The organism is Burkholderia sp. FW306-1C-G01B, assembly GCF_058781685.1.
Genome location: NZ_JBYSWZ010000001.1, coordinates 329,483 through 347,888, shown reverse-complemented (window position 1 = coordinate 347,888; position 18,406 = coordinate 329,483). Strand labels below are relative to the sequence as shown.

14 protein-coding genes and 1 pseudogene are annotated in these 18,406 nt (G+C 68.5%); 12 read left to right on the top strand and 3 right to left on the bottom strand.

Going from position 1 to position 18,406, the window contains the following annotated elements; translation table 11 throughout:
- Positions 1 to 70: 70 nt before the first annotated feature.
- The 4 genes and pseudogenes from AC3WLY_RS01530 (at position 71) to AC3WLY_RS01515 (ending at position 2,421) form a co-directional block, all read left to right on the top strand.
- Positions 71 to 1,120, top strand: a complete 1,050-nt coding sequence (locus tag AC3WLY_RS01530) for a formylglycine-generating enzyme family protein (RefSeq protein WP_492309556.1) — start codon at positions 71 to 73, stop codon at positions 1,118 to 1,120.
- A complete protein-coding gene (locus AC3WLY_RS01525) occupies positions 1,117 to 1,929 on the top strand; it encodes a MetQ/NlpA family lipoprotein (RefSeq protein WP_492309555.1) in 813 nt (270 codons plus the stop codon). The genes AC3WLY_RS01530 and AC3WLY_RS01525 overlap by 4 nt, the downstream gene beginning before the upstream one ends.
- A pseudogene (locus AC3WLY_RS01520) lies at positions 1,923 to 2,078 on the top strand (flagellin N-methylase); the annotation flags it as partial. The gene AC3WLY_RS01525 and the pseudogene AC3WLY_RS01520, both read left to right, overlap by 7 nt.
- A 16-nt stretch (positions 2,079 to 2,094) precedes the next feature.
- The gene (locus AC3WLY_RS01515; protein ID WP_175960762.1) at positions 2,095 to 2,421 is read left to right on the top strand and encodes an antibiotic biosynthesis monooxygenase family protein; all 327 of its coding nucleotides are present in this window, start codon (positions 2,095 to 2,097) and stop codon (positions 2,419 to 2,421) included.
- A gap of 59 nt (positions 2,422 to 2,480) precedes the next feature.
- Here the strand turns inward: AC3WLY_RS01515 and AC3WLY_RS01510 are convergent, their stop codons facing one another.
- On the bottom strand, positions 2,481 to 3,413 hold the full coding sequence (locus AC3WLY_RS01510) for a LysR family transcriptional regulator (RefSeq protein ID WP_065502871.1): 933 nt from the start codon (positions 3,411 to 3,413) through the stop codon (positions 2,481 to 2,483).
- A gap of 205 nt (positions 3,414 to 3,618) precedes the next feature.
- Between AC3WLY_RS01510 and AC3WLY_RS01505 the strand changes: the two genes are divergently transcribed.
- The 4 genes from AC3WLY_RS01505 (at position 3,619) to pdeR (ending at position 12,208) form a co-directional block, all read left to right on the top strand.
- Positions 3,619 to 4,392 (top strand): putative hydro-lyase, encoded by a 774-nt coding sequence (locus AC3WLY_RS01505; protein WP_034182034.1) that lies wholly within the window; start codon positions 3,619 to 3,621, stop codon positions 4,390 to 4,392.
- A gap of 70 nt (positions 4,393 to 4,462) precedes the next feature.
- A complete protein-coding gene (locus AC3WLY_RS01500) occupies positions 4,463 to 5,761 on the top strand; it encodes an MFS transporter (RefSeq protein ID WP_492309554.1) in 1,299 nt (432 codons plus the stop codon).
- 115 nt (positions 5,762 to 5,876) lie between these two features.
- Positions 5,877 to 9,515: a hydantoinase B/oxoprolinase family protein gene (locus AC3WLY_RS01495; RefSeq protein WP_492309553.1), complete on the top strand. Its 3,639-nt coding sequence runs from the start codon at positions 5,877 to 5,879 to the stop codon at positions 9,513 to 9,515.
- A gap of 689 nt (positions 9,516 to 10,204) precedes the next feature.
- Positions 10,205 to 12,208, top strand: a complete 2,004-nt coding sequence (gene pdeR, locus AC3WLY_RS01490; protein ID WP_492309552.1) for a cyclic di-GMP phosphodiesterase — start codon at positions 10,205 to 10,207, stop codon at positions 12,206 to 12,208.
- Between the two features lie 52 nt (positions 12,209 to 12,260).
- Here pdeR and AC3WLY_RS01485 read toward each other — a convergent pair whose 3' ends face one another.
- On the bottom strand, positions 12,261 to 13,124 hold the full coding sequence (locus tag AC3WLY_RS01485; RefSeq protein ID WP_492309551.1) for a crotonase/enoyl-CoA hydratase family protein: 864 nt from the start codon (positions 13,122 to 13,124) through the stop codon (positions 12,261 to 12,263).
- Between the two features lie 538 nt (positions 13,125 to 13,662).
- On the opposite strand from AC3WLY_RS01485, the gene AC3WLY_RS01480 reads away from it, so the two are divergent.
- Both AC3WLY_RS01480 and AC3WLY_RS01475 read left to right on the top strand, forming a co-directional pair.
- The gene (locus AC3WLY_RS01480) at positions 13,663 to 15,633 is read left to right on the top strand and encodes an APC family permease (protein WP_492310148.1); all 1,971 of its coding nucleotides are present in this window, start codon (positions 13,663 to 13,665) and stop codon (positions 15,631 to 15,633) included.
- Between the two features lie 21 nt (positions 15,634 to 15,654).
- Positions 15,655 to 15,780, top strand: a complete 126-nt coding sequence (locus AC3WLY_RS01475) for a hypothetical protein (RefSeq protein ID WP_275557390.1) — start codon at positions 15,655 to 15,657, stop codon at positions 15,778 to 15,780.
- 6 nt (positions 15,781 to 15,786) lie between these two features.
- Here AC3WLY_RS01475 and AC3WLY_RS01470 read toward each other — a convergent pair whose 3' ends face one another.
- Positions 15,787 to 15,945: a hypothetical protein gene (locus AC3WLY_RS01470; RefSeq protein WP_175960757.1), complete on the bottom strand. Its 159-nt coding sequence runs from the start codon at positions 15,943 to 15,945 to the stop codon at positions 15,787 to 15,789.
- Between the two features lie 220 nt (positions 15,946 to 16,165).
- On the opposite strand from AC3WLY_RS01470, the gene AC3WLY_RS01465 reads away from it, so the two are divergent.
- Positions 16,166 to 18,085: a DUF3857 domain-containing transglutaminase family protein gene (locus AC3WLY_RS01465; protein ID WP_492310147.1), complete on the top strand. Its 1,920-nt coding sequence runs from the start codon at positions 16,166 to 16,168 to the stop codon at positions 18,083 to 18,085.
- A gap of 56 nt (positions 18,086 to 18,141) precedes the next feature.
- The gene (locus AC3WLY_RS01460; protein ID WP_175960755.1) at positions 18,142 to 18,309 is read left to right on the top strand and encodes a hypothetical protein; all 168 of its coding nucleotides are present in this window, start codon (positions 18,142 to 18,144) and stop codon (positions 18,307 to 18,309) included.
- Positions 18,310 to 18,406 lie beyond the last annotated feature (97 nt).

Below are 18,406 nucleotides of genomic sequence, written 5' to 3'. Positions count from 1 at the left end.
TCCCCCAAGGGAGCTTCCTTCGGGGCGGAAAACCTGGAGCGGGCAGGCGCTTTCTTGAAAGGACGACACGATGCGGTTCCGGTTCTGGACGATCGGCGCGGCGCTCGCCGCCACGCTGTTCGCCGCCGCGTTCGCGGTGGGCTATGCGAATCCGGCGGCGCCGGCGGGCGGCGCTTTCGACGACGCGAATCGCGGCCGCGCGCTCGCGCCGCTCGGCTCGGAGCGGCAGTGCGAGCGCTACTCGGGGCTGCCGGCAAAGTGGCGCGACGACCCGAAGGCCGGGATGGTGCATCTGCGCGGCGGCGCGTTCGTGTTCGGCAGCACGCGCGGTTATGCGGACGAGCGTCCGGCCGGCGACGGCCGCACGCACGTCGGCGGTTTCTGGATCGACCAGACCGACGTGACGATCGCGCAGTTCGCCGCATTCGTGCAGGCGACCGGCTACGTGACCGAGGCCGAGCAGCAGGGCGGTGCGGCGGTGTTCAACATGCCGACGCGCGACGAGATGAATGCGCGCGACCTCGCATGGTGGTCGTGGGTGAAGGGGGCATCGTGGCGTCATCCGCGCGGGCCCGGCAGCGGCGTCGACGGGCTGGGCAACCTGCCCGTCACGCTCGTCACGCAGCGCGATGCGCTGGCCTATGCGCGCTGGCTCGGCCGCGATCTGCCGACCGAGGCCGAATGGGAATACGCGGGCAAGGCCGGCCGCGACGACGCGTCGCTCGACGCGGCGCCGCGCGATGCGCAGGGCAAGCCGGCCGCGAACTACTGGCAGGGCGCGTTCCCGGTGCTCGATACGGCCGAGGACGGTCATGCGGGTCTCGCGCCCGTCGGCTGTTATGCAGCGAACGGCTTCCGCCTCTACGACATGATCGGCAATGCCTGGGAATGGACGAAGGACGCGTACACGGGCCCGCATCAGCCGCACGCCAACGGCGACACGGCGGCCGTCGCACCGCCGACGCGCCGGCACGATACGCCGATGGTCATCAAGGGCGGCTCGTTCCTGTGCTCGCGCGACTACTGCGTGCGCTATCGCGCGTCATCGCGCGAACAGCAGGAGGCCGATCTCGGCGCGTCGCACATCGGCTTTCGCACGATCCTGAGGGATGCATCGTGAGGAACCGCATCGTGCGATCCGTTTCCGTATGGCTGCTGGCCGCGTGCGGTGTCGTCCATCAGGGATCGGCCGTTGCGGCCGAATCGGTTGCCCCGGCCGTGCGCGTCGGCGTGACGCGCGGCGTGCATGCGCAGATCCTGGACGAAGTGAAGCGGGTCGCTGCTGCACGCGGGTTGGGTGTCGACGTCGTCGAATTCGACGATGCGTCGCGCATCGACGCGGCGCTCGCCGACGGCCGGATCGACGCGGCCAGCTTCGAGGATGCGCAACAGCTTGCCGCGACGCGTGCGCGGAAACGCTACGCGCTGACCGAAGTCGCGCCGACCGTCACGCTGCCGATGGCGCTTTATTCGCGCAAGCTGAAAAACCTGAACGAATTGCCGCCCGGCGCGACGGTCGCGATTCCCGCCGATCGGCGCGGGATGGCGCGTGCGCTCGTGCTGCTGCAGAACGACACGCTGGTGACGCTGCGCGAGCAGGCCGGCCTGCGTGCAACGCTGCGCGACGTGACCGGCAACCGGCTCGGGTTGAAATTTGTCGCGCTGCGCCGCGATCGTCTTTACGCCGCGCTCGACACGGCTGCGTTCGTCGCGATCGACAGCGACGATGCCGCCCGCGTCGGGCTGCAGCCCGCGCGCGACAGCATCGGCATCGAGGACGCGCGTTCGCCGTACGCGAACGTGCTGACGGTGCGCAACGCCGATCGCGCGAAACCGTGGGTCGCGCAGCTCGTCGCCGCATATCACTCGGACGACGTCGCGCGCTTCATCCTCACGCGTTACCAGGATTCGGTGCGGCGGCCGTGGTAGACACGTACCTGCTCGCGTGCAATGCATGCGGACGCTGTTGCAACAGCGCGCCGACGCTGTCGCTGCGCGAACTGTTCCGGCATCGGCACCGCTTCGTCGGCGCGCTGACGATCCGTCGCGTGCCTTACACTTGGCGCTCTTTCGATCGTTTCCGACGGAGCGGGCATGTACGCGTCGACCTTCATTTTTCGTGCCGGGCAATACGATGACGAATTCCACCGGCTCGACCGGCAGATCGCCGACATGGCGCGCGCGACGCCCGGCTATCTCGGCGAGGAGACGTGGGAGAACGCCGAAGCGGGGTTGATCCAGAACGTCTACTACTGGGAATCGGAAGCGGCACTGCAGCAATTGATGCAGCATCCGGCGCACCTCGAAGCGAAGGCGAAGCAGGCGCGCTGGCTCGACGGCTATCGCGTCGTGATCTCGAAGGTGCTCCGCGAGTACGGCGACGGCAAGCTGGCGCAGCCGCATGCGGCTCAATCCGCGTGACTGGCTGCCTGATTCAGGCGAACCGATGACGGCACGGCGTCCGGCTGTGCCGCGCCGCTTCAAAGCGCCTCAACCAGCCGCCGCGTACTCTTCTCGCAGTACTCATGACACGCTGCCCGCGCGGCAATCGACGCGCCGTGCACGAACCGCGGCGCATCCGCGCGCCGCGACATCGACACGACGATCGACGGCGGCGACGGCTGCAGCGGCAGTTCGACGACTTCGCCGCTCTCGATCAGCGCATCGACGAACAGCACCGGAATCGCGGCGACGCCGAAGCCGTCGCGCACGAGCTGCACGATCACCGAGATCGACGGCGATCCGGTAATGCGCGTGTCCGACAGCGGCACGCCATGCGCATGCGCGAGCGTACGGACGATGTCCTCGAGCGCGCGGTGGGGCGCGGTGCCGCGCCCGTAGGTCAGGATCGGCTGGCGCAGCACCTGCCGCGCAAGGCCCGTGCGCGTGTTCGGCAGCAGCCCCGCGCGCGCGATCCAGCGCACCGGATAGTTCGCGAGCGCGTCGCAGACGACCGACGCCTCGTCGCTGCCCTCGACGCGGATGATCAGGTCGAGCTCGCCGGCCATCAGCCGGCGCTGCAGCACGACGCTCACGTCGACGGTCAGGTCGATCTCGAGTTGCGGGTAGTCGGCCGCGAGGCGGCGCATATAGTGCGGCAGCCAGCTATGCACGACGGTCTCGATCACGCCGAGCCGCAGCTTGCCGCGCAGCGCGCTCTCGCCGGACGCGGCGGCCTGCAGCTCCTGCGTCGCCTCGACCACGGCTTTCGCATAGCCGAGCAGGTACTCGCCGTTCGGCGTGAGCCGGAATTCGCGGCTGTCGCGGTCGACGAGTACCGTCTGCAATTCGTCCTCGAGCGCCTTCAGGCGCTGCGAGATCGCGGCCGGCGTCGCGTGCAGCGCGGCGGCCGTCGTGCGGAAGTTGCGCAGCTTCGCGAGCGTGACGAAGGTTTCGAGAAAACGCGTGTTCATGGCGGTCGGCAAGGCATTGGGCGCGCAGCTTGCCCCGCTGAAAAAATGAACGGGACCGGGGAAAACCCGAAGATACGTTAAGAAATTCTATACACGCAGCGCAAAAAAACTCGTTGGCGACAAAATTTTTTCTTTTCTATTCTTCGCCGTATCCGATGACGCGACACCGTCATCCCGACCACATCCCGATCTGCCATTGAATCTCATGACGCCTTCCGAATTCCGCCAGTCCGTGCGTCGCGGCGCGTTCCGCGGCCCGACCGCAGGCCATTGCGGCCCGTTCGCGCAAGCGAATCTCGCGATCCTGCCCGATGCGTACGCGCACGATTTCCTGCGCTTTTGTCAGGCGAATCCGAAGGCGTGCCCGCTGCTCGGCGTCGGCGAACCGGGCGCGTTCCGGATCGACGCGCTCGGCGAGGATCTCGACATCCGCACCGACGTGCCGAGCTACAACGTGTACCGCGACGGCCGCCTGACCGAACGCGTCGAGTCGCTGGAGGCGCTGTGGCGCGACGATTTCGTCGTGTTCGCGATCGGCTGCTCGTTCTCGTTCGAGGAGATGCTCGCCCGTGAAGGGATCGGGCTGCGCCACGTCGAGGAGGGCCGCAACGTGCCGATGTACCGCACGTCGATTCCGAACCGGCGCGCAGGCATCTTCGGCGGCCGGCTCGTCGTGTCGATGCGGCCGATGCGCGGCGCCGATGCGATCCGTGCGGTGCAGATCACGAGCCGCTTTCCGGGCGTGCACGGCGCGCCGATCCATATCGGCCACCCGCAGGAACTGGGCATCGCGGATCTGAACGCACCCGAATTCGGCGACGCGGTGACGATCCGCGACGGCGAGCTGCCGGTGTTCTGGGCGTGCGGCGTGACGCCGCAAACCGCGCTGATGGACGCGAAGCTGCCGATCGCGATCGCGCATACGCCCGGCCACATGCTGATGACCGACATCACGAACGCGTCGCTGGCCGTGTTCTGATCCGGCATCGCGGCGACGCACACACGACACACGCACACAATTGACGGCGCATAACGACAGGAGCACCACCATGGAAAGCAAGACCCTCGCGGCACCCGCCGCCGAGCCCGCGAGCCCCGAGCGTAGCGGCCTGTTCTCGTGGTACGCGTACGCGCAGCCGCGCGAGCGCCGCGCGTTCTGGAGCTGCAAGGTCGGCTACATGCTCGACGGGATGGACACGCAGATGCTGTCGTTCGTGATCCCGACGCTCGTCGCGACCTGGGGCATCTCGCTCGCGGACGCCGGCTTCATCGGCACGATCACGCTGCTCGCATCGGCGCTCGGCGGCTGGATCGCCGGCATTCTGTCCGACCGGATCGGCCGCGTGCGCACGCTGCAGCTCACGGTGCTGTGGTTCGCGGTGTTCACCGCGCTGTGCGGGCTCGCGCAGAACTATCACCAGTTGCTCGCGGCGCGCGCGCTGATGGGCTTCGGCTTCGGCGGCGAGTGGACGGCCGGTGCGGTGCTGATCGGCGAGGTGATCCGTGCGCGCGATCGCGGCAGGGCGGTCGGCCTGGTGCAGTCGGGCTGGGCGATCGGCTGGGGGCTGTGCGCGCTGCTGTATGCGCTGCTGTTCTCGGTGCTGCCGGCCGAGCAGGCGTGGCGCGCGCTGTTCCTCGTCGGGCTGGCGCCCGCGCTGCTGGTCGTCGCGATCCGCCGCTACGTGAAGGAGCCGGACGTCTACGAAAAGGAGAAGGCCGCGCAGGCGAAGGTGGCCGACGCGCCGCGCCTCACCGAGATCTTCGCGCCGAAGCTGATCACGACGACGCTGCGCGCGGCGCTGCTGACGACCGGCGCGCAGGGCGGCTACTACGCGATCACGACGTGGCTGCCGACCTTCCTGAAGACCGAGCGGCACCTGACCGTGATGGGCACCGGCGGTTATCTCGCGATGATCATCTTCGGCTCGTGGGTCGGCTACCTGACGAGCGCATACCTGACCGACCGCCTCGGCCGCAAGCCGAACTTCATCCTGTTCGCGGTCGGCTCGATGGCGATCGCGTTCGCGTACACGTCGCTGAACCTGACCAACGCGTCGATGCTGTGGCTCGGCTTCCCGCTCGGCTTCTTCGCGTCGGGCATCTTCTCGGGGATGGGCGCGTTCCTCACCGAACTGTTCCCGACCCGCGTGCGCGGCTCGGGCCAAGGCTTCTGCTACAACGTGGGCCGCGCGATCGGCGCATTGTTCCCGTTCCTGATCGGCGCGCTGTCGAAGCAGTACGGGCTCGGCACGAGCATCGGGGTCTTCGCGGTCGCCGCATACGGCGTGGTGATCGTCGCCGCGCTGACGCTGCCCGAGACGCGCGGCCGCGAACTCGACGCCGCGTAAGCGGCGGGGCGGCCCGCCCTTCGTTTTCTTCCCCTTTCATCGACACCGTGACACGGCGCGCGACGCGCGCCGTGCGGCGGCGCTCGTTCCGAGATTTCACGACGCATCGACCATCATGACCGACCGACACCTTTCTCCCGTTCCCTCCGACGCCGCACGCTGGCAATTCTGGATCGACCGCGGCGGCACGTTCACCGACATCGTCGCGCGCCGGCCCGACGGCACGCTCGTCACGCACAAGCTGCTGTCGGAGAACCCCGAGCAGTACCGCGACGCGGCCGTGGCCGGCATCCGCTACCTGCTCGGCCTCGCCGACGGCGAGCCGATCACGCCCGAGCGCGTCGACATGGTGAAGATGGGCACGACGGTCGCGACCAACGCGCTGCTCGAACGCAAGGGCGAACGCACCGCGCTCGCGACGACGCGCGGCTTTCGCGACGTGCTGCGCATCGCGTACCAGAACCGGCCGCGCCTGTTCGATCTCGACATCGTGCTGCCCGATGCGCTGTACGAGAGCGTCGTCGAGATCGACGAGCGCATCGGCGCGCATGGCGACGTCGTCGTGCCGCTCGATGCACAGGATGCCGAAGCGTCGCTGCGTCGCGTGTTCGACACCGGCGTGCGTGCGCTCGCGATCGTGCTGATCCACGGCTACCGCTACACCGCGCATGAACGCGCGCTCGCGGAGCTCGCACGCCGCATCGGCTTCACGCAGGTTTCGGTGTCGCACGAAGTGTCGCCGCTGATGAAGATGGTGTCGCGCGGCGATACGACCGTCGTCGACGCGTACCTGTCGCCGATCCTGCGTCGCTACGTCGAGCAGGTCGCGCACGAGATGCCGGGCGTGAACCTGCAGTTCATGCAGAGCAGCGGCGGCCTGACGCGCGCCGATGCGTTCCAGGGCAAGGACGCGATCCTGTCGGGCCCGGCCGGCGGCATCGTCGGGATGGTGCGCGCCGCGCGCGCGGCCGGCTTCGGCCAGGTGATCGGCTTCGACATGGGCGGCACGTCGACCGACGTGTCGCACTACAACGGCGAATTCGAGCGCGTGTTCGAGACCCAGGTGGCCGGCGTGCGGATGCGTGCGCCGATGATGAGCATCCACACGGTCGCCGCGGGCGGCGGCTCGGTGCTGGGCTTCGACGGCGCGCGGCTGCGCGTCGGCCCCGAATCGGCCGGCGCGAACCCGGGGCCGGCCGCGTACCGGCGCGGCGGCCCGCTGACGGTGACCGACTGCAACGTGATGCTCGGCAAGATTCAGCCCGATCATTTCCCGCGCGTGTTCGGCCCGCATGCAAACGAGCCGCTCGACCGCGACGGCGTGGCCGCGAAGTTCGCGGCGCTCGCCGATGAAATCCATGCGGCGACGGGGCGGCGCGAGACGCCCGAAGCACTCGCCGAAGGCTTCCTGGAAATCGCGATCGGCAGCATGGCGAACGCGATCAAGAAGATTTCCGTGCAGCGCGGCCACGACGTGTCGCGCTACGTGCTGACGACGTTCGGCGGCGCGGGCGGCCAGCACGCGTGCGGCGTGGCCGATGCGCTCGGGATGACGCAGGTGTTCGCGCATCCGCTCGCGGGCGTGCTGTCCGCATACGGGATGGGCCTGGCCGACCAGACCGCGATGCGCGAGCGCGCGGTCGAGGCCGTGCTGTCCGATGCATCGCTGCCGGCCTTGAACGCGGCGCTCGACCGGCTGGCCGACGAGGCCGTCGGCGCACTGCTCGAACAGGGCGTGCCGCCGGAGCGGATCGCGACCGAGCGGCGCGTGCACCTGCGCTACCAGGGCACCGATTCGGCGCTCGACGTGCCGGCCGGCAGCGTCGACGCGATGCAGCAGGCGTTCGAGGCCGCGTACCGGCAGCGCTACGCGTTCCTGATGCCCGGCACGCCGCTCGTCGCCGAACTGGCGTCGGTCGAGGCAATCGGCCGCTCCGACGCGCCGGTGGACATCGCGCCGCTGGCCTCGCGCGGGGAAGGCGCTGCGCCGCGTGCCGATTCCGCCGTGCGCTTTCATTCCGGCGGCAAGTGGCACGACGCGTCGCTGTACGTGCGCGACACGCTGCTGGCCGGCGACACGATCGACGGCCCGGCGATCGTCGCGGAGAAGAACGGCACGACCGTCGTCGAGCCTGGCTGGCGCGCGCGGATGACCGCACAGGGCAATCTCGTGCTGACGCGCACGACGCCGCTGCCGACGCGCCGCTCGCTCGGCACCGATGCCGATCCGGTGCGGCTCGAGATCTTCAACAACCTGTTCATGTCGATCGCCGAGCAGATGGGGCTGCGGCTGCAGAACACCGCGTATTCGGTGAACATCAAGGAGCGGCTCGACTTCTCGTGCGCGATCTTCGACGGCGACGGCAACCTGATCGCGAACGCGCCGCACATGCCCGTGCACCTCGGCTCGATGGGCGAGAGCATCCGCACGGTGATCGAGCGCAACCGCGGCCGCATGCGCGACGGCGACGTGTTCATGCTGAACGACCCGTATCACGGCGGCACGCACCTGCCGGACGTGACGGTCATCACGCCGGTGTTCGCGGACAGCTCGGACGCGCCGCTGTTCTACGTCGGCTCGCGCGGCCACCACGCCGACATCGGCGGCACGACGCCGGGCTCGATGCCGCCCGATTCGACGCATATCGACGAGGAAGGCGTGCTGATCGACAACTGGCAGCTCGTGTCGGCCGGCGTGCTGCGCGACGCCGACACGCGCGCGCTGCTCGCATCGGGCCGCTACCCGGCGCGCAACGTCGAGCAGAACATGGCCGACCTGCGCGCGCAGGTCGCCGCGAACCAGAAGGGCGTCGACGAGTTGCGCCGGATGGTCGCGCAGTTCGGCCGCGACGTCGTGCTCGCGTTCATGGGGCACGTGCAGGACAACGCGGAAGAGGCGGTGCGGCGCGTGATCGGCGCGCTGCAGGACGGCGCGTACCGCTATCCGCTCGACAACGGCGCGGAAATTCGCGTCGCGATCCGCGTCGATCGCGCGGCCCGGCGCGCGGAGATCGATTTCACCGGCACGTCCGCGCAGCTCGACAACAACTTCAACGCGCCGAAGGCCGTCTGCATGGCCGCCGTGCTGTACGTGTTCCGCACGCTGGTCGGCGACGACATCCCGCTGAACGCCGGCTGCCTGAAGCCGCTCACGGTGATCGTGCCGGCGCGCTCGATGCTGAACCCCGAGTATCCGGCGGCGGTCGTGTCGGGCAACGTCGAGACATCGTCGGCGATCACCAACGCGCTGTACGGCGCGCTCGGCTGCGTCGCGTCGAGCCAGGGGACGATGAATAACTTCACGTTCGGCAACGATCGCTACCAGTACTACGAGACGATCGCGGGCGGCAGCGGCGCGGGCGACGGCTTCGCGGGCGTCGGCGCGGTGCAGACGCACATGACGAACTCGCGGCTTACCGATCCGGAGGTGCTCGAATGGCGCTACCCGGTGCGGCTCGACTCGCACCGGATCCGCGCCGGCTCGGGCGGCGGCGGGCGCTGGCGCGGCGGCGACGGCGCGGTGCGGCGGATCCGCTTCCTCGAGCCGATGACCGCGTCGATCCTGTCGAACAACCGGATCCACGCGCCGTTTGGCGCGGCGGGCGGCGCAGCCGGCGCGCTCGGCCGCAACACGATCGAGCGCGCGGACGGCACGGTCGAGGCGCTCGAGCATATCGGCCGCGCGCAGATGGCGCCGGGCGACGTGTTCGTCGTCGAAACGCCGGGCGGCGGCGGCTACGGCGCGGCGGGCTGAGCCGCGACACACGCGCGGCAGCGGTGACGGCGGGTGTTCGTGCGGAACGGCGGACGCTCGCCGCGTGTCTCGCGCGCCGGTCGCGACGGCGGCCGTACCGGTTCCACCGGCGATGTCGACCCGCCGCCGGGATCCGATAAAACATGCCGCGTCGACAGCCGGCGCGATATTGCAACCGACTGTGGAATAAAGCAGCGCATTCACGCCCAAATAGAAACAAAATTGGCCGGATTTCGCGTTGCCGGAACACGATCCGACCCTGCCGCCGTGGTCCTGAAGACTATCCGTCCCTACATTCTGCGATTTCCCGAAAACCCATACGGAGCAAGGCGCTCCGACTATCCGGCCAGCCCCGTTTCGCACTGCCTCGCCTGCTTTCGAGCATGCCGCCAATCATGAAAAATCCGGCTTGCCAATCGAGTCCTGATTCCTTGACACTCCGCTCTAAATGTGAGTGCCAATCCTCATCGTCATTTGATAAGATGGCTCTCATCATTCGTTAGGCAGAACCTGCGCGCTTCACGCGCGAACGCCGGGTCGCATTGGTTGGAAACAAGTACGAGACGAGGGCCGTTGTCACGGCAATCACGGCTGCCCCTCCGGGAACGCGCGCTGCGCGGCCCGGGAAGGCGGGCGGCCAACTCGCCTCCGTCTACACTGTGCGTTTTTTTCTGGATCGGGGCGTGTCCATGGATGACGAAAACGATAGCGCGGTGCTCGAGGCGCATGTCGGTACGCGCAGCCCCTGCTGGCGTCTCGGCAGCGACAGCAATGCGCTCGAACTCGCCGCCGTCCGCGGCCTGACCAACGTCGCCGTCGCACTGACGGTCGAGCAGGCCGCGCGCATCCGTGCGCTGACGGGCGTCACGTCGCACCTCGTGCTCGACATCGCGCTGTTCGGCGAGTCGGTCAGCCTCCATCTCGTCGGCAGGAAGGTCAACACGACCGACTGGGCCGGCACGGCCTCCGCGTATTCCGATGCCGTGTCCGTCGCGGAAGATCTGTCGCACGGGCTCGCGTTCGCCGAGCAGGTCGTGTCCGAAGTGAATTCGCTGGTCGTGATCCTCGACCGCAACGGGATGGTGCAGCGTTTCAACCACCTGTGCGAGGAAGTGACGGGCAAGCGCGAGGTCGACGTTATCGGCCGCAGCGCGTTCGAACTGTTCATGAGCCCCGAGCAGGGCGCGCAGTCGCGCAGCAACATCACGGGCTTTTTCGCGAGCAACCGCTCGTTCGCGGTCGAGCGCTACATCAACACGGTCAACGGGCCGCGCCTGTTCCAGTTCCGCAACAAGTTCGTGCAGAGCGGCAGCGGTGTCGAAGAGCAGTTCCTGATCTGCTCGGGCATCGACATCACCGAGGAGCGCAACGCGCAGCAGCGGCTCACCGAACTCGCGAACACCGACGTGCTGACCGGGCTGCCGAACCGCCATGCAATCAGCGAGCGCATCCATGCGGCGATCGCCGCGGAGAGCGCCGTGTCGCGCGGCCAGGTCGGCATCCTGTTCCTCGATCTCGACAACTTCAAGCGCGTCAACGATCACTACGGCCACATCACCGGCGACCGCCTGCTGCAGGACGTGTCGAAGATCATCAGCGGCTGCCTGCCGTCCGGCGCGACGCTCGCGCGGCTCGGCGGCGACGAATTCCTCGTGCTGTTCGAGCACGGCACGCGGCCGCTGCTCGAAGCGACCGCGCAGATCATCCTCGAACGGATGCGCACGCCGATCCACCTCGGGCTGATGGAGGTCTATACGAGCTGCTCGATCGGCATCGCGATGCATCCGCAGCACGGCGATTCGCTCGAGACGCTGATCCGCAGCGCGGACACTGCGATGTACGTCGCGAAGGAAGAGGGCAAGCATACGTACCGCGTGTTCTCGCTGGAGATGAACCAGAAGGTCGCGAAGTACATGTGGCTCGACACGAACCTGCGCAAGGCGCTCGAGGAAGAGCAGTTCGTGCTGCACTATCAGCCGGTCGTCGATATCGCGACCGGCGACGTGCGCGGCGTCGAGGCGCTGATCCGCTGGCAGTCGCCCGATCGCGGGCTCGTCGCGCCGATCGAGTTCATCCGCTTCGCGGAGGAGTCGGGGCTGATCGCGCCGCTCGGGCGCTGGGTGATGCGCACCGCGGCCGCGCAGGCCGCCGCGTGGAAGGCGAAGGGGCTCGGCATCCGGATCGCGGTGAACGTGTCCGCGCGGCAGTTGCAGGACACGAACATCGTGCATCAGTTCGCATCGATTCTCGACAGCGCGGGGCTCAAGCCCGGCCTGCTCGACATCGAACTGACCGAGAGCTGCTTCATCGAGGACGAGGATTCCGCCAACAGCCTGATGCGGCAGTTCCGCCAGCTCGGCGCGCAGATCCATCTCGACGATTTCGGCACCGGCTATTCGTCGCTGTCGCAGTTGTCGCGCCTGCCGCTCGACGCGATCAAGCTCGACCGCACCTTCATCACGGGCATCGACCGCAATCCGCGCTCGCAGGCGCTGGTGCGCTCGGTCGTGTCGCTCGCGAAGGCGCTGAATTTCGCGGTGGTCGCCGAAGGCGTCGAGACGCATGCGGAAGCCGATTTCCTCAAGCAGCTCGACGTCGATCACGCGCAGGGCTACTACTACGCGCGGCCGATGCCGGCGCAGGCATTCGAGGCGTGGCTCGCCGAGACGAGAAAGCTCAGGCTGATCGCCTGAGCTTCGTTCCGGAGAGCGGGGCGCCGCCGGCAACCGGCGGCCCCCCGCCGCATTACACCGTGCGCAGCTTCGACACGCGCCGGTTCTGCAGCATCACCAGGCGTTCCATGTACGCGAGGTCCTTCGGCTCGATCGTGAACGCCGCATGCACCCACGCTTCCGTGATGTCCATCAGCTCCGAGCGCGACAACTGGAACACGCGCTCGCGTGCGCGCAGCATCGCGCGCACGCCGTTCAGCTTCGGCTTCGTCACGTCGATGAAGGTGCGCGTCGCGAGATACGCGTCACCGGCGTCGAACGTCTCGTCGACCAGCCCGCGATCCTTGTACCACTCGGCCGCATGCGTTTCGCCGGTCGAGATCAGCGATTCCGCGATTCCGCGGTCCGCCTTGCGCGTAACGAGCGAATAGCCGCCCATGCCCGGGAACAGGTTGAACGCGATCTCGGGGAACCCGAGCTTCACGCCCTTCTGCGCGAGCACGTAGTGATGCGCGAGCGCCGCTTCGAAGCCGCCGCCGAGCGCGCTGCCCTCGACCATCGCGATCGAAATCGACCCGGTGCCGAAGCCCGTGTAGATCTCGTACACGCCGTCGATGCACGAGCGCGCATAGGCCATCAGCTGGTCGCGCCGGCCGCTGCGGATCGCGTCGACGAAGAAGCTCAGGTCGCCGCCGACGTTGAACAGCTCGGGGACGAGCGAGCCCGTCACCCAGAAGTCGAACGGCAGGCCCGAGTCGCGTGCGACGCGCGCGAGATGGATGATGTCGGTGACGAGTTGCTGGTTGAAGCACGGCCGCGGCTCCGATCGCAGCATCATCCACATGACGTTGCGGCCTTCTTCGTAAAAGGCAGTCAGTTGCGTGAGTTCGCCGGCTTCATAAAACGGGCGGCACGCCGGATGGGATTGGAGTTGCATGGTATGTCCTCGTGAGATGTGGTTTTCGAAGACCATCGCGCCCGGCGCCATGCGGGAATCGGGTTGCCCGCCTGGCGCCGGGCGCGAGGCATCGCCATTGTTGCGCGCGCACAAATGCCGAATTGCGGGGAACAACGCACGACTGGGACGCGGGCGCGGATCGCATGCGCGCGGACGAGACGGGGAGTGACGGGCGACGAGACGTATATCGGAGGCGGCGGACAGTGCGGCGGGCGCGGTCGATGAGGGCGGGAGAGCAGGAGAGCGGGAGAGCGGGAGAGCGGGAGAGCGGGAGAGCGGGAGAGCGGGAGAGCGGGAGAGCGAGCCGCAACGCGGCCGGGAGGCCGTTGTGCCGCGCCGGGCCAACACGTGCAGGCGGCCGTTCCTGCGCACGGGCGCCGGCGTCGGTCGCTTACGCGCTGAAAGCGGCGCCGGGCCGGCGGGCGACCCCTATGGAATATGCGGACTGGCGCCGCGAGCGCGCGTCGATTAGCTTTAAGGGATCGCGCCGCCGTGCCGGGTGTGCCGGGAGGGGACCATGACCGCATTCCGGAAGGTGTGGCAGTTGCTGGTCGGAAAACCGCTGGACCCGCTCGATCCGCGCACGCGCCATGCGATCGCCGTGACGCCGTTGCTGGCCTGGGTCGGGCTCGGCGCCGACGGGTTGTCGTCGTCGTGCTACGGCCCGGAAGAGGCGTTCCTCGCGCTGGCGCACCACACGCCGCTCGCGCTGTTTCTCGCGCTCGCGACCGCGGCGACCGTGTTCATCATCGCGCTCGGCTACAACCAGGTGATCGAGCTGTTCCCGACGGGCGGCGGCGGCTACCGCGTCGCGACCGCGCTGCTCGGGGCGAAGCCGGGGCTCGTGTCGGGTGCTGCGCTGCTGGTCGACTACGTGCTGACCGTCGCGACTTCGCTCGCGAGCGGCGTCGACGCGTTCTTCAGCCTGCTGCCGGTCGGCGCGCAGGCATTCAAGCTCACGACCGAGATCGCGCTGATCCTGCTGATGACCGGGCTCAACTTCCGCGGGATGCGCGAATCGATCATGGTGCTGCTGCCGATCTTCATCGGCTTCGTCGTGCTGCACTTCGGGCTGATCGTGTATGGCGTCGCCGTGCACGGCAGCAACCTCGCGATGATCGTGCCCGATGCCGTGCACGAGGCGCACGGGATGTCGCAGTCGCTCGGCGTGTTCGTGATGCTCGCGCTGCTGATGCGCGCGTTCTCGCTCGGCGGCGGCACCTATACGGGCCTCGAGGCGGTGTCGAACAACGTGAACATGCTCGCCGATCCGCGCGTGCCGAACGGCAAGGTGACGATGTGGTACATGTCGACGTCGCTCGCGTTCACGGCCGGCGGCATCATCCTGCTGTACATGCTGTGGCATGCGCGGCCCGTCGAAGGCGAGACGCTCAACGCGGTCGTGTTCGGCAGCGTGATCGACCATCTCGGGCTCGGCTCGGCGTTCGCGCGGCATGCGTTGCTCGCGGCCGTGCTCGCGTTCGAGGCCGGGCTGCTGGTGGTCGGCGCGCAGACGGGCTTTCTCGACGGCCCGGCCGTGCTGTCGAACATGGCGTCGGATTCGTGGGTGCCGCGCCATTTCCGCGACCTGTCGACGCGCCTCGTGCGGCAGAACGGCATCATCGTCGTCGGCCTGTCGAGCCTGCTGATCCTGCTGTGGACGCACGGCAGCGTCGACGTGCTCGTCGTGCTGTACAGCATCAACGTGTTCCTTACGTTCAGCATGTCGCTGCTCGGGCTGTGCACGTACTGGTGGCGCCATCGCAGCGAGCGCGGCTGGTTCAAGCATTTCTTCCTGTCCGCGCTCGGGCTGAGCGTGACAGCGACCGTGCTCGTCATCACGCTGGTCGAGAAGTTTACGGCGGGCGGCTGGCTCACGGTGCTCGTGACGAGCGCGGTGATCGCGCTGTGCTTCATGATCAACCGCCACTACGCGTACACGCGCGCGCAGCTCGCGAAGGAAGATGCGCTGTTCTCCGGCAAGCCGCCCGAAGTCGACGAGGCGAGCGCGCCGGGCAAGCCCGATCCGTCGCAACCGACGGCCGTGCTGCTGGTCGGCAAGCATCGCGGCGCGAGCATGCATGCGCTGCTGTGGGTCAACCGGCTGTTTCCCGGGCACTTCCGCAACGTGATCTTCCTTGCGGTCGGCGAGGTCGATGCGAAGGCGTACGACGGGCACGAACATCTCGAACGGCTGCGTCACTCGATCACCGAAGCGCTCGACTACTATGTCGCGCATTGCCGCCGCAACGGCATCGCGGCCGACTACCGGATCGCGTTCGGCACGAATCCGGTCGTGGAATTCATGAACCTCGCGTCGTCGACGCTCGACGCGTATCCGAATGCCGTGTGCTTCGCGAGCAAGCTGATCTTCCGGCGCGTGAATTTCCTGACCGCGTGGCTGCACAACCAGACGCCCGTCGAGCTGCAGGCGCGCCTGCATGTCGAGGGCAAGCAGATGGTGCTGCTGCCGATGAACGTCGGCTAGCGGTGGCGCGGCAACGGCACCGTGACGGGCGCTGTCACGCCGACGAGCTACGACTCGAAGGGGCTATTGCGCGGGCAGCATGCGCAGGCCGGCGCGCACACGCGCGCGTGGACGTGGCGCGGCAAGCGCGTGGGCGACTGCCGGTAGCAGCCGTCAAGGCTGATGATGCCGATGCGGACGGTTGGGCCGCCGCAGCGGCGGATGATGGAATTTGGCCCTCAGCCGGTCGCGCCCCGGACGCTTGGCGAAGAACAGCACGGCGAGTGCGGCAAACGCCAGCAGCACGACGACTTCCACGATCCCGTTTTCCATGGTGCCTCCCGCTCGCGGACGGACGATCCTTCGCCGGCGTTCGGCGATCGAGCATATGCCGGCGGCCGCACGCGACGATGCTTCCATGTCTCATTGTAGGTCGGCGGGCACCGGCTTGACGCGTGCGTATGCGTCGCCCACACTGGCCGACACGAGCGTCGCGCGGTTGACCCTGTCCGCTGCGCGGCCGCGCTTTCCGTGAACCGCGACGAGGTGCGATGTGGTGCGCTTTTCTGTCGGCCTGGCCGGCTGGATGCTGGCATGCGCTGCCGCGTTCGTCGCATCGAACGCCGTCGGTGCGACGCCGGGCGCGGGCACGGCGGCGGACGGCACGAACGGCGTTGCCGACGAAGCGCCCGTCACGCTCGTCAGCGATGTCCACGAATTCGTGATCCGGCACGACGGTTCGCTCGACGAGCACGACGATTCGACGCTGCGCGCGAACAACGCGAACGGCATCGACGCGGTCGCGCAGCGCTACGTGTGGTTCGACAAGAATCTCGAGCAGGTCGACCTGCTCGCGGCCGAGACGATCGACCGCGACGGCGTCGCGCATCCGGTCGGCGCGGACGGCATCCGCGACGTGCAGGAGCCGCGCTCGGCCGGCGCGCCGACATTCCAGGACGGGCTGTTGCGCACCGTCGTGTTTCCCGGCGTCGAAGCCGGGTCGAGAACGCGCGTGGCGTTCCGCAAGACGCGCACGAAGCCCGTCAATCGCGGCTACTTCGGCTACTACGTGGAGCCGTCGCGCGAGCCCGTCGACAATCAGCGGCTGATCTTCGACGTGCCGGCCGACATGCCGCTGTACGCGGACGCGCGCGGCTATGTCGCGCTGCCGCCGGTCACGGCGAACGGCCGCACGCGCTACGAATTCGACTACCGGCACGGCCCGTACGAGCGCATCGAGAACGGCGCGGTCGGCTATCCGACCTACGGCGACCGGCTCGTCGTGTCGACGCTGCCCGACTACGCGGCGTTCGCCGCGCGCTACCGCAACGCGGCCGTCGACCCGAGCGTGGACGATCCGGCCGTCGTGCAGCTGGCGCGCGCGCTCACCGCGGCTGCCGCCGATCCGCGCGACAAGGCGCGCATCCTGTACGACTGGGTGCAGGCGAACGTGCGCTACGTCGCGCTGTTTCTGGGCGAAACGGCCGCCGCGCCGCATCGCGCGACCGACATCCTGCGCAACCGCTACGGCGACTGCAAGGACCATGTCGCGCTGTTCGGTGCGCTGCTCGCGGCGGTCGGCATCCGCAGCGAACCGGTGCTGATCAATCTCGGTTCGGTGTACACGCTGCCGTCCGTGCCCGGTTACGGCGGCGGCGCGATCAATCACGCGATCACGTGGCTGCCCGATCTCGCGCTCTACGCCGACACGACGACGGCCGGCATCGCGTTCGGCTATCTGCCGCCGATCGTGTTGGATCGCCCCGCGCTGCTGGTCGGCACGGGCGTGCTGTCGCGCACGCCGGCCACGCAGCCGCGCGGCCGCATCGCCCGGCTCGCGATCGATGCCGCGCAGCCCGGCGCCGCGCGGTTTCATGCGTACATCGAGGACGACGGCTGGACGGCCGAACTCGAACGCAACCTGTTTCGCCGCGCGACGCACGACCGCATCGAGCAGCTCGCGACCGAACGCCTGCGGCAAAGCGGCTTGCGCGGCCGCGCGCAACTGTCGACCAGCGACCGGCGCGTGACCGACGGGCCGTTCGACGTGACGGTGTCGGGCACGCTCGATCATTTCGTGTGGCCCGACGGCACGACCGCGTTGCCCGCGCTGTCGAGCCTCACGGGCGGCATTGCGACGCAAGTCGAGAACTGGCTGGCGGAATCCGTGCGCACGCAGCCGTGGGGCTGCATCGGCGGCGCGTTCGACGAGACTGGTCAGATCGCGCTGCCGGCCGACGTCGCCGTGACCGACCTGCCGGCCGATGCAGCCGTGCACGACCGCTTCGTCGACTTCACGTCGCATTACGTGTTCGACGCGGCTGCGCGCGTCGTGCAGGTCACGCGGCGGATGAAGGCTGATTTCGGCCGGCAGGTATGCACGCCCGACGAATTCACGGCGCTGCGCGCGTCGCTCGAACGCATCGAGCGCGATACGCAGGCGCAGATCGTCGTGCGTGCGAAAGGGCGTTGAACGGGCAACGGCAGTGAGTGCGTCGCCGTCATCGGCCGACGCGCAGGAGGGACATCATGACGGAACGGGACTACGAGATCGCGGATCTCTCGAAGGATTTGCTGGGCCGGATCGTGCAGGGCACCGTCGCGAACGGCGCGGCCGTGGATGCGGAGCAGTGCGCGGCGCTCGCCGTGCAGTGCGCGACGGCGCTGGTCGACAAGCTCGAAGCGCTCAGCGGCTGAACGCGGAAAGGCGTCACACGCGGCGGCGCCTTGCGCGACGCCGGCGAGCGTGCGACTGCGGAGCGCAGCAACGCGTGGCGGCCGGGTCGGCGTCGCA

Bases quoted from the DNA above. Each gene is read 5' to 3' on its own strand.
- AC3WLY_RS01530 (WP_492309556.1), top strand. From the start codon at position 71: ATGCGGTTCCGGTTCTGGACGATCGGCGCGGCGCTCGCCGCCACGCTG.
- AC3WLY_RS01515 (WP_175960762.1), top strand. From the start codon at position 2,095: ATGTACGCGTCGACCTTCATTTTTCGTGCCGGGCAATACGATGACGAA.
- AC3WLY_RS01510 (WP_065502871.1), bottom strand. From the start codon at position 3,413: ATGAACACGCGTTTTCTCGAAACCTTCGTCACGCTCGCGAAGCTGCGC.
- AC3WLY_RS01505 (WP_034182034.1), top strand. From the start codon at position 3,619: ATGACGCCTTCCGAATTCCGCCAGTCCGTGCGTCGCGGCGCGTTCCGC.
- AC3WLY_RS01500 (WP_492309554.1), top strand. From the start codon at position 4,463: ATGGAAAGCAAGACCCTCGCGGCACCCGCCGCCGAGCCCGCGAGCCCC.
- AC3WLY_RS01495 (WP_492309553.1), top strand. From the start codon at position 5,877: ATGACCGACCGACACCTTTCTCCCGTTCCCTCCGACGCCGCACGCTGG.
- pdeR (WP_492309552.1), top strand. From the start codon at position 10,205: ATGGATGACGAAAACGATAGCGCGGTGCTCGAGGCGCATGTCGGTACG.
- AC3WLY_RS01485 (WP_492309551.1), bottom strand. From the start codon at position 13,124: ATGCAACTCCAATCCCATCCGGCGTGCCGCCCGTTTTATGAAGCCGGC.
- AC3WLY_RS01480 (WP_492310148.1), top strand. From the start codon at position 13,663: ATGACCGCATTCCGGAAGGTGTGGCAGTTGCTGGTCGGAAAACCGCTG.
- AC3WLY_RS01470 (WP_175960757.1), bottom strand. From the start codon at position 15,945: ATGGAAAACGGGATCGTGGAAGTCGTCGTGCTGCTGGCGTTTGCCGCA.
- AC3WLY_RS01460 (WP_175960755.1), top strand. From the start codon at position 18,142: ATGACGGAACGGGACTACGAGATCGCGGATCTCTCGAAGGATTTGCTG.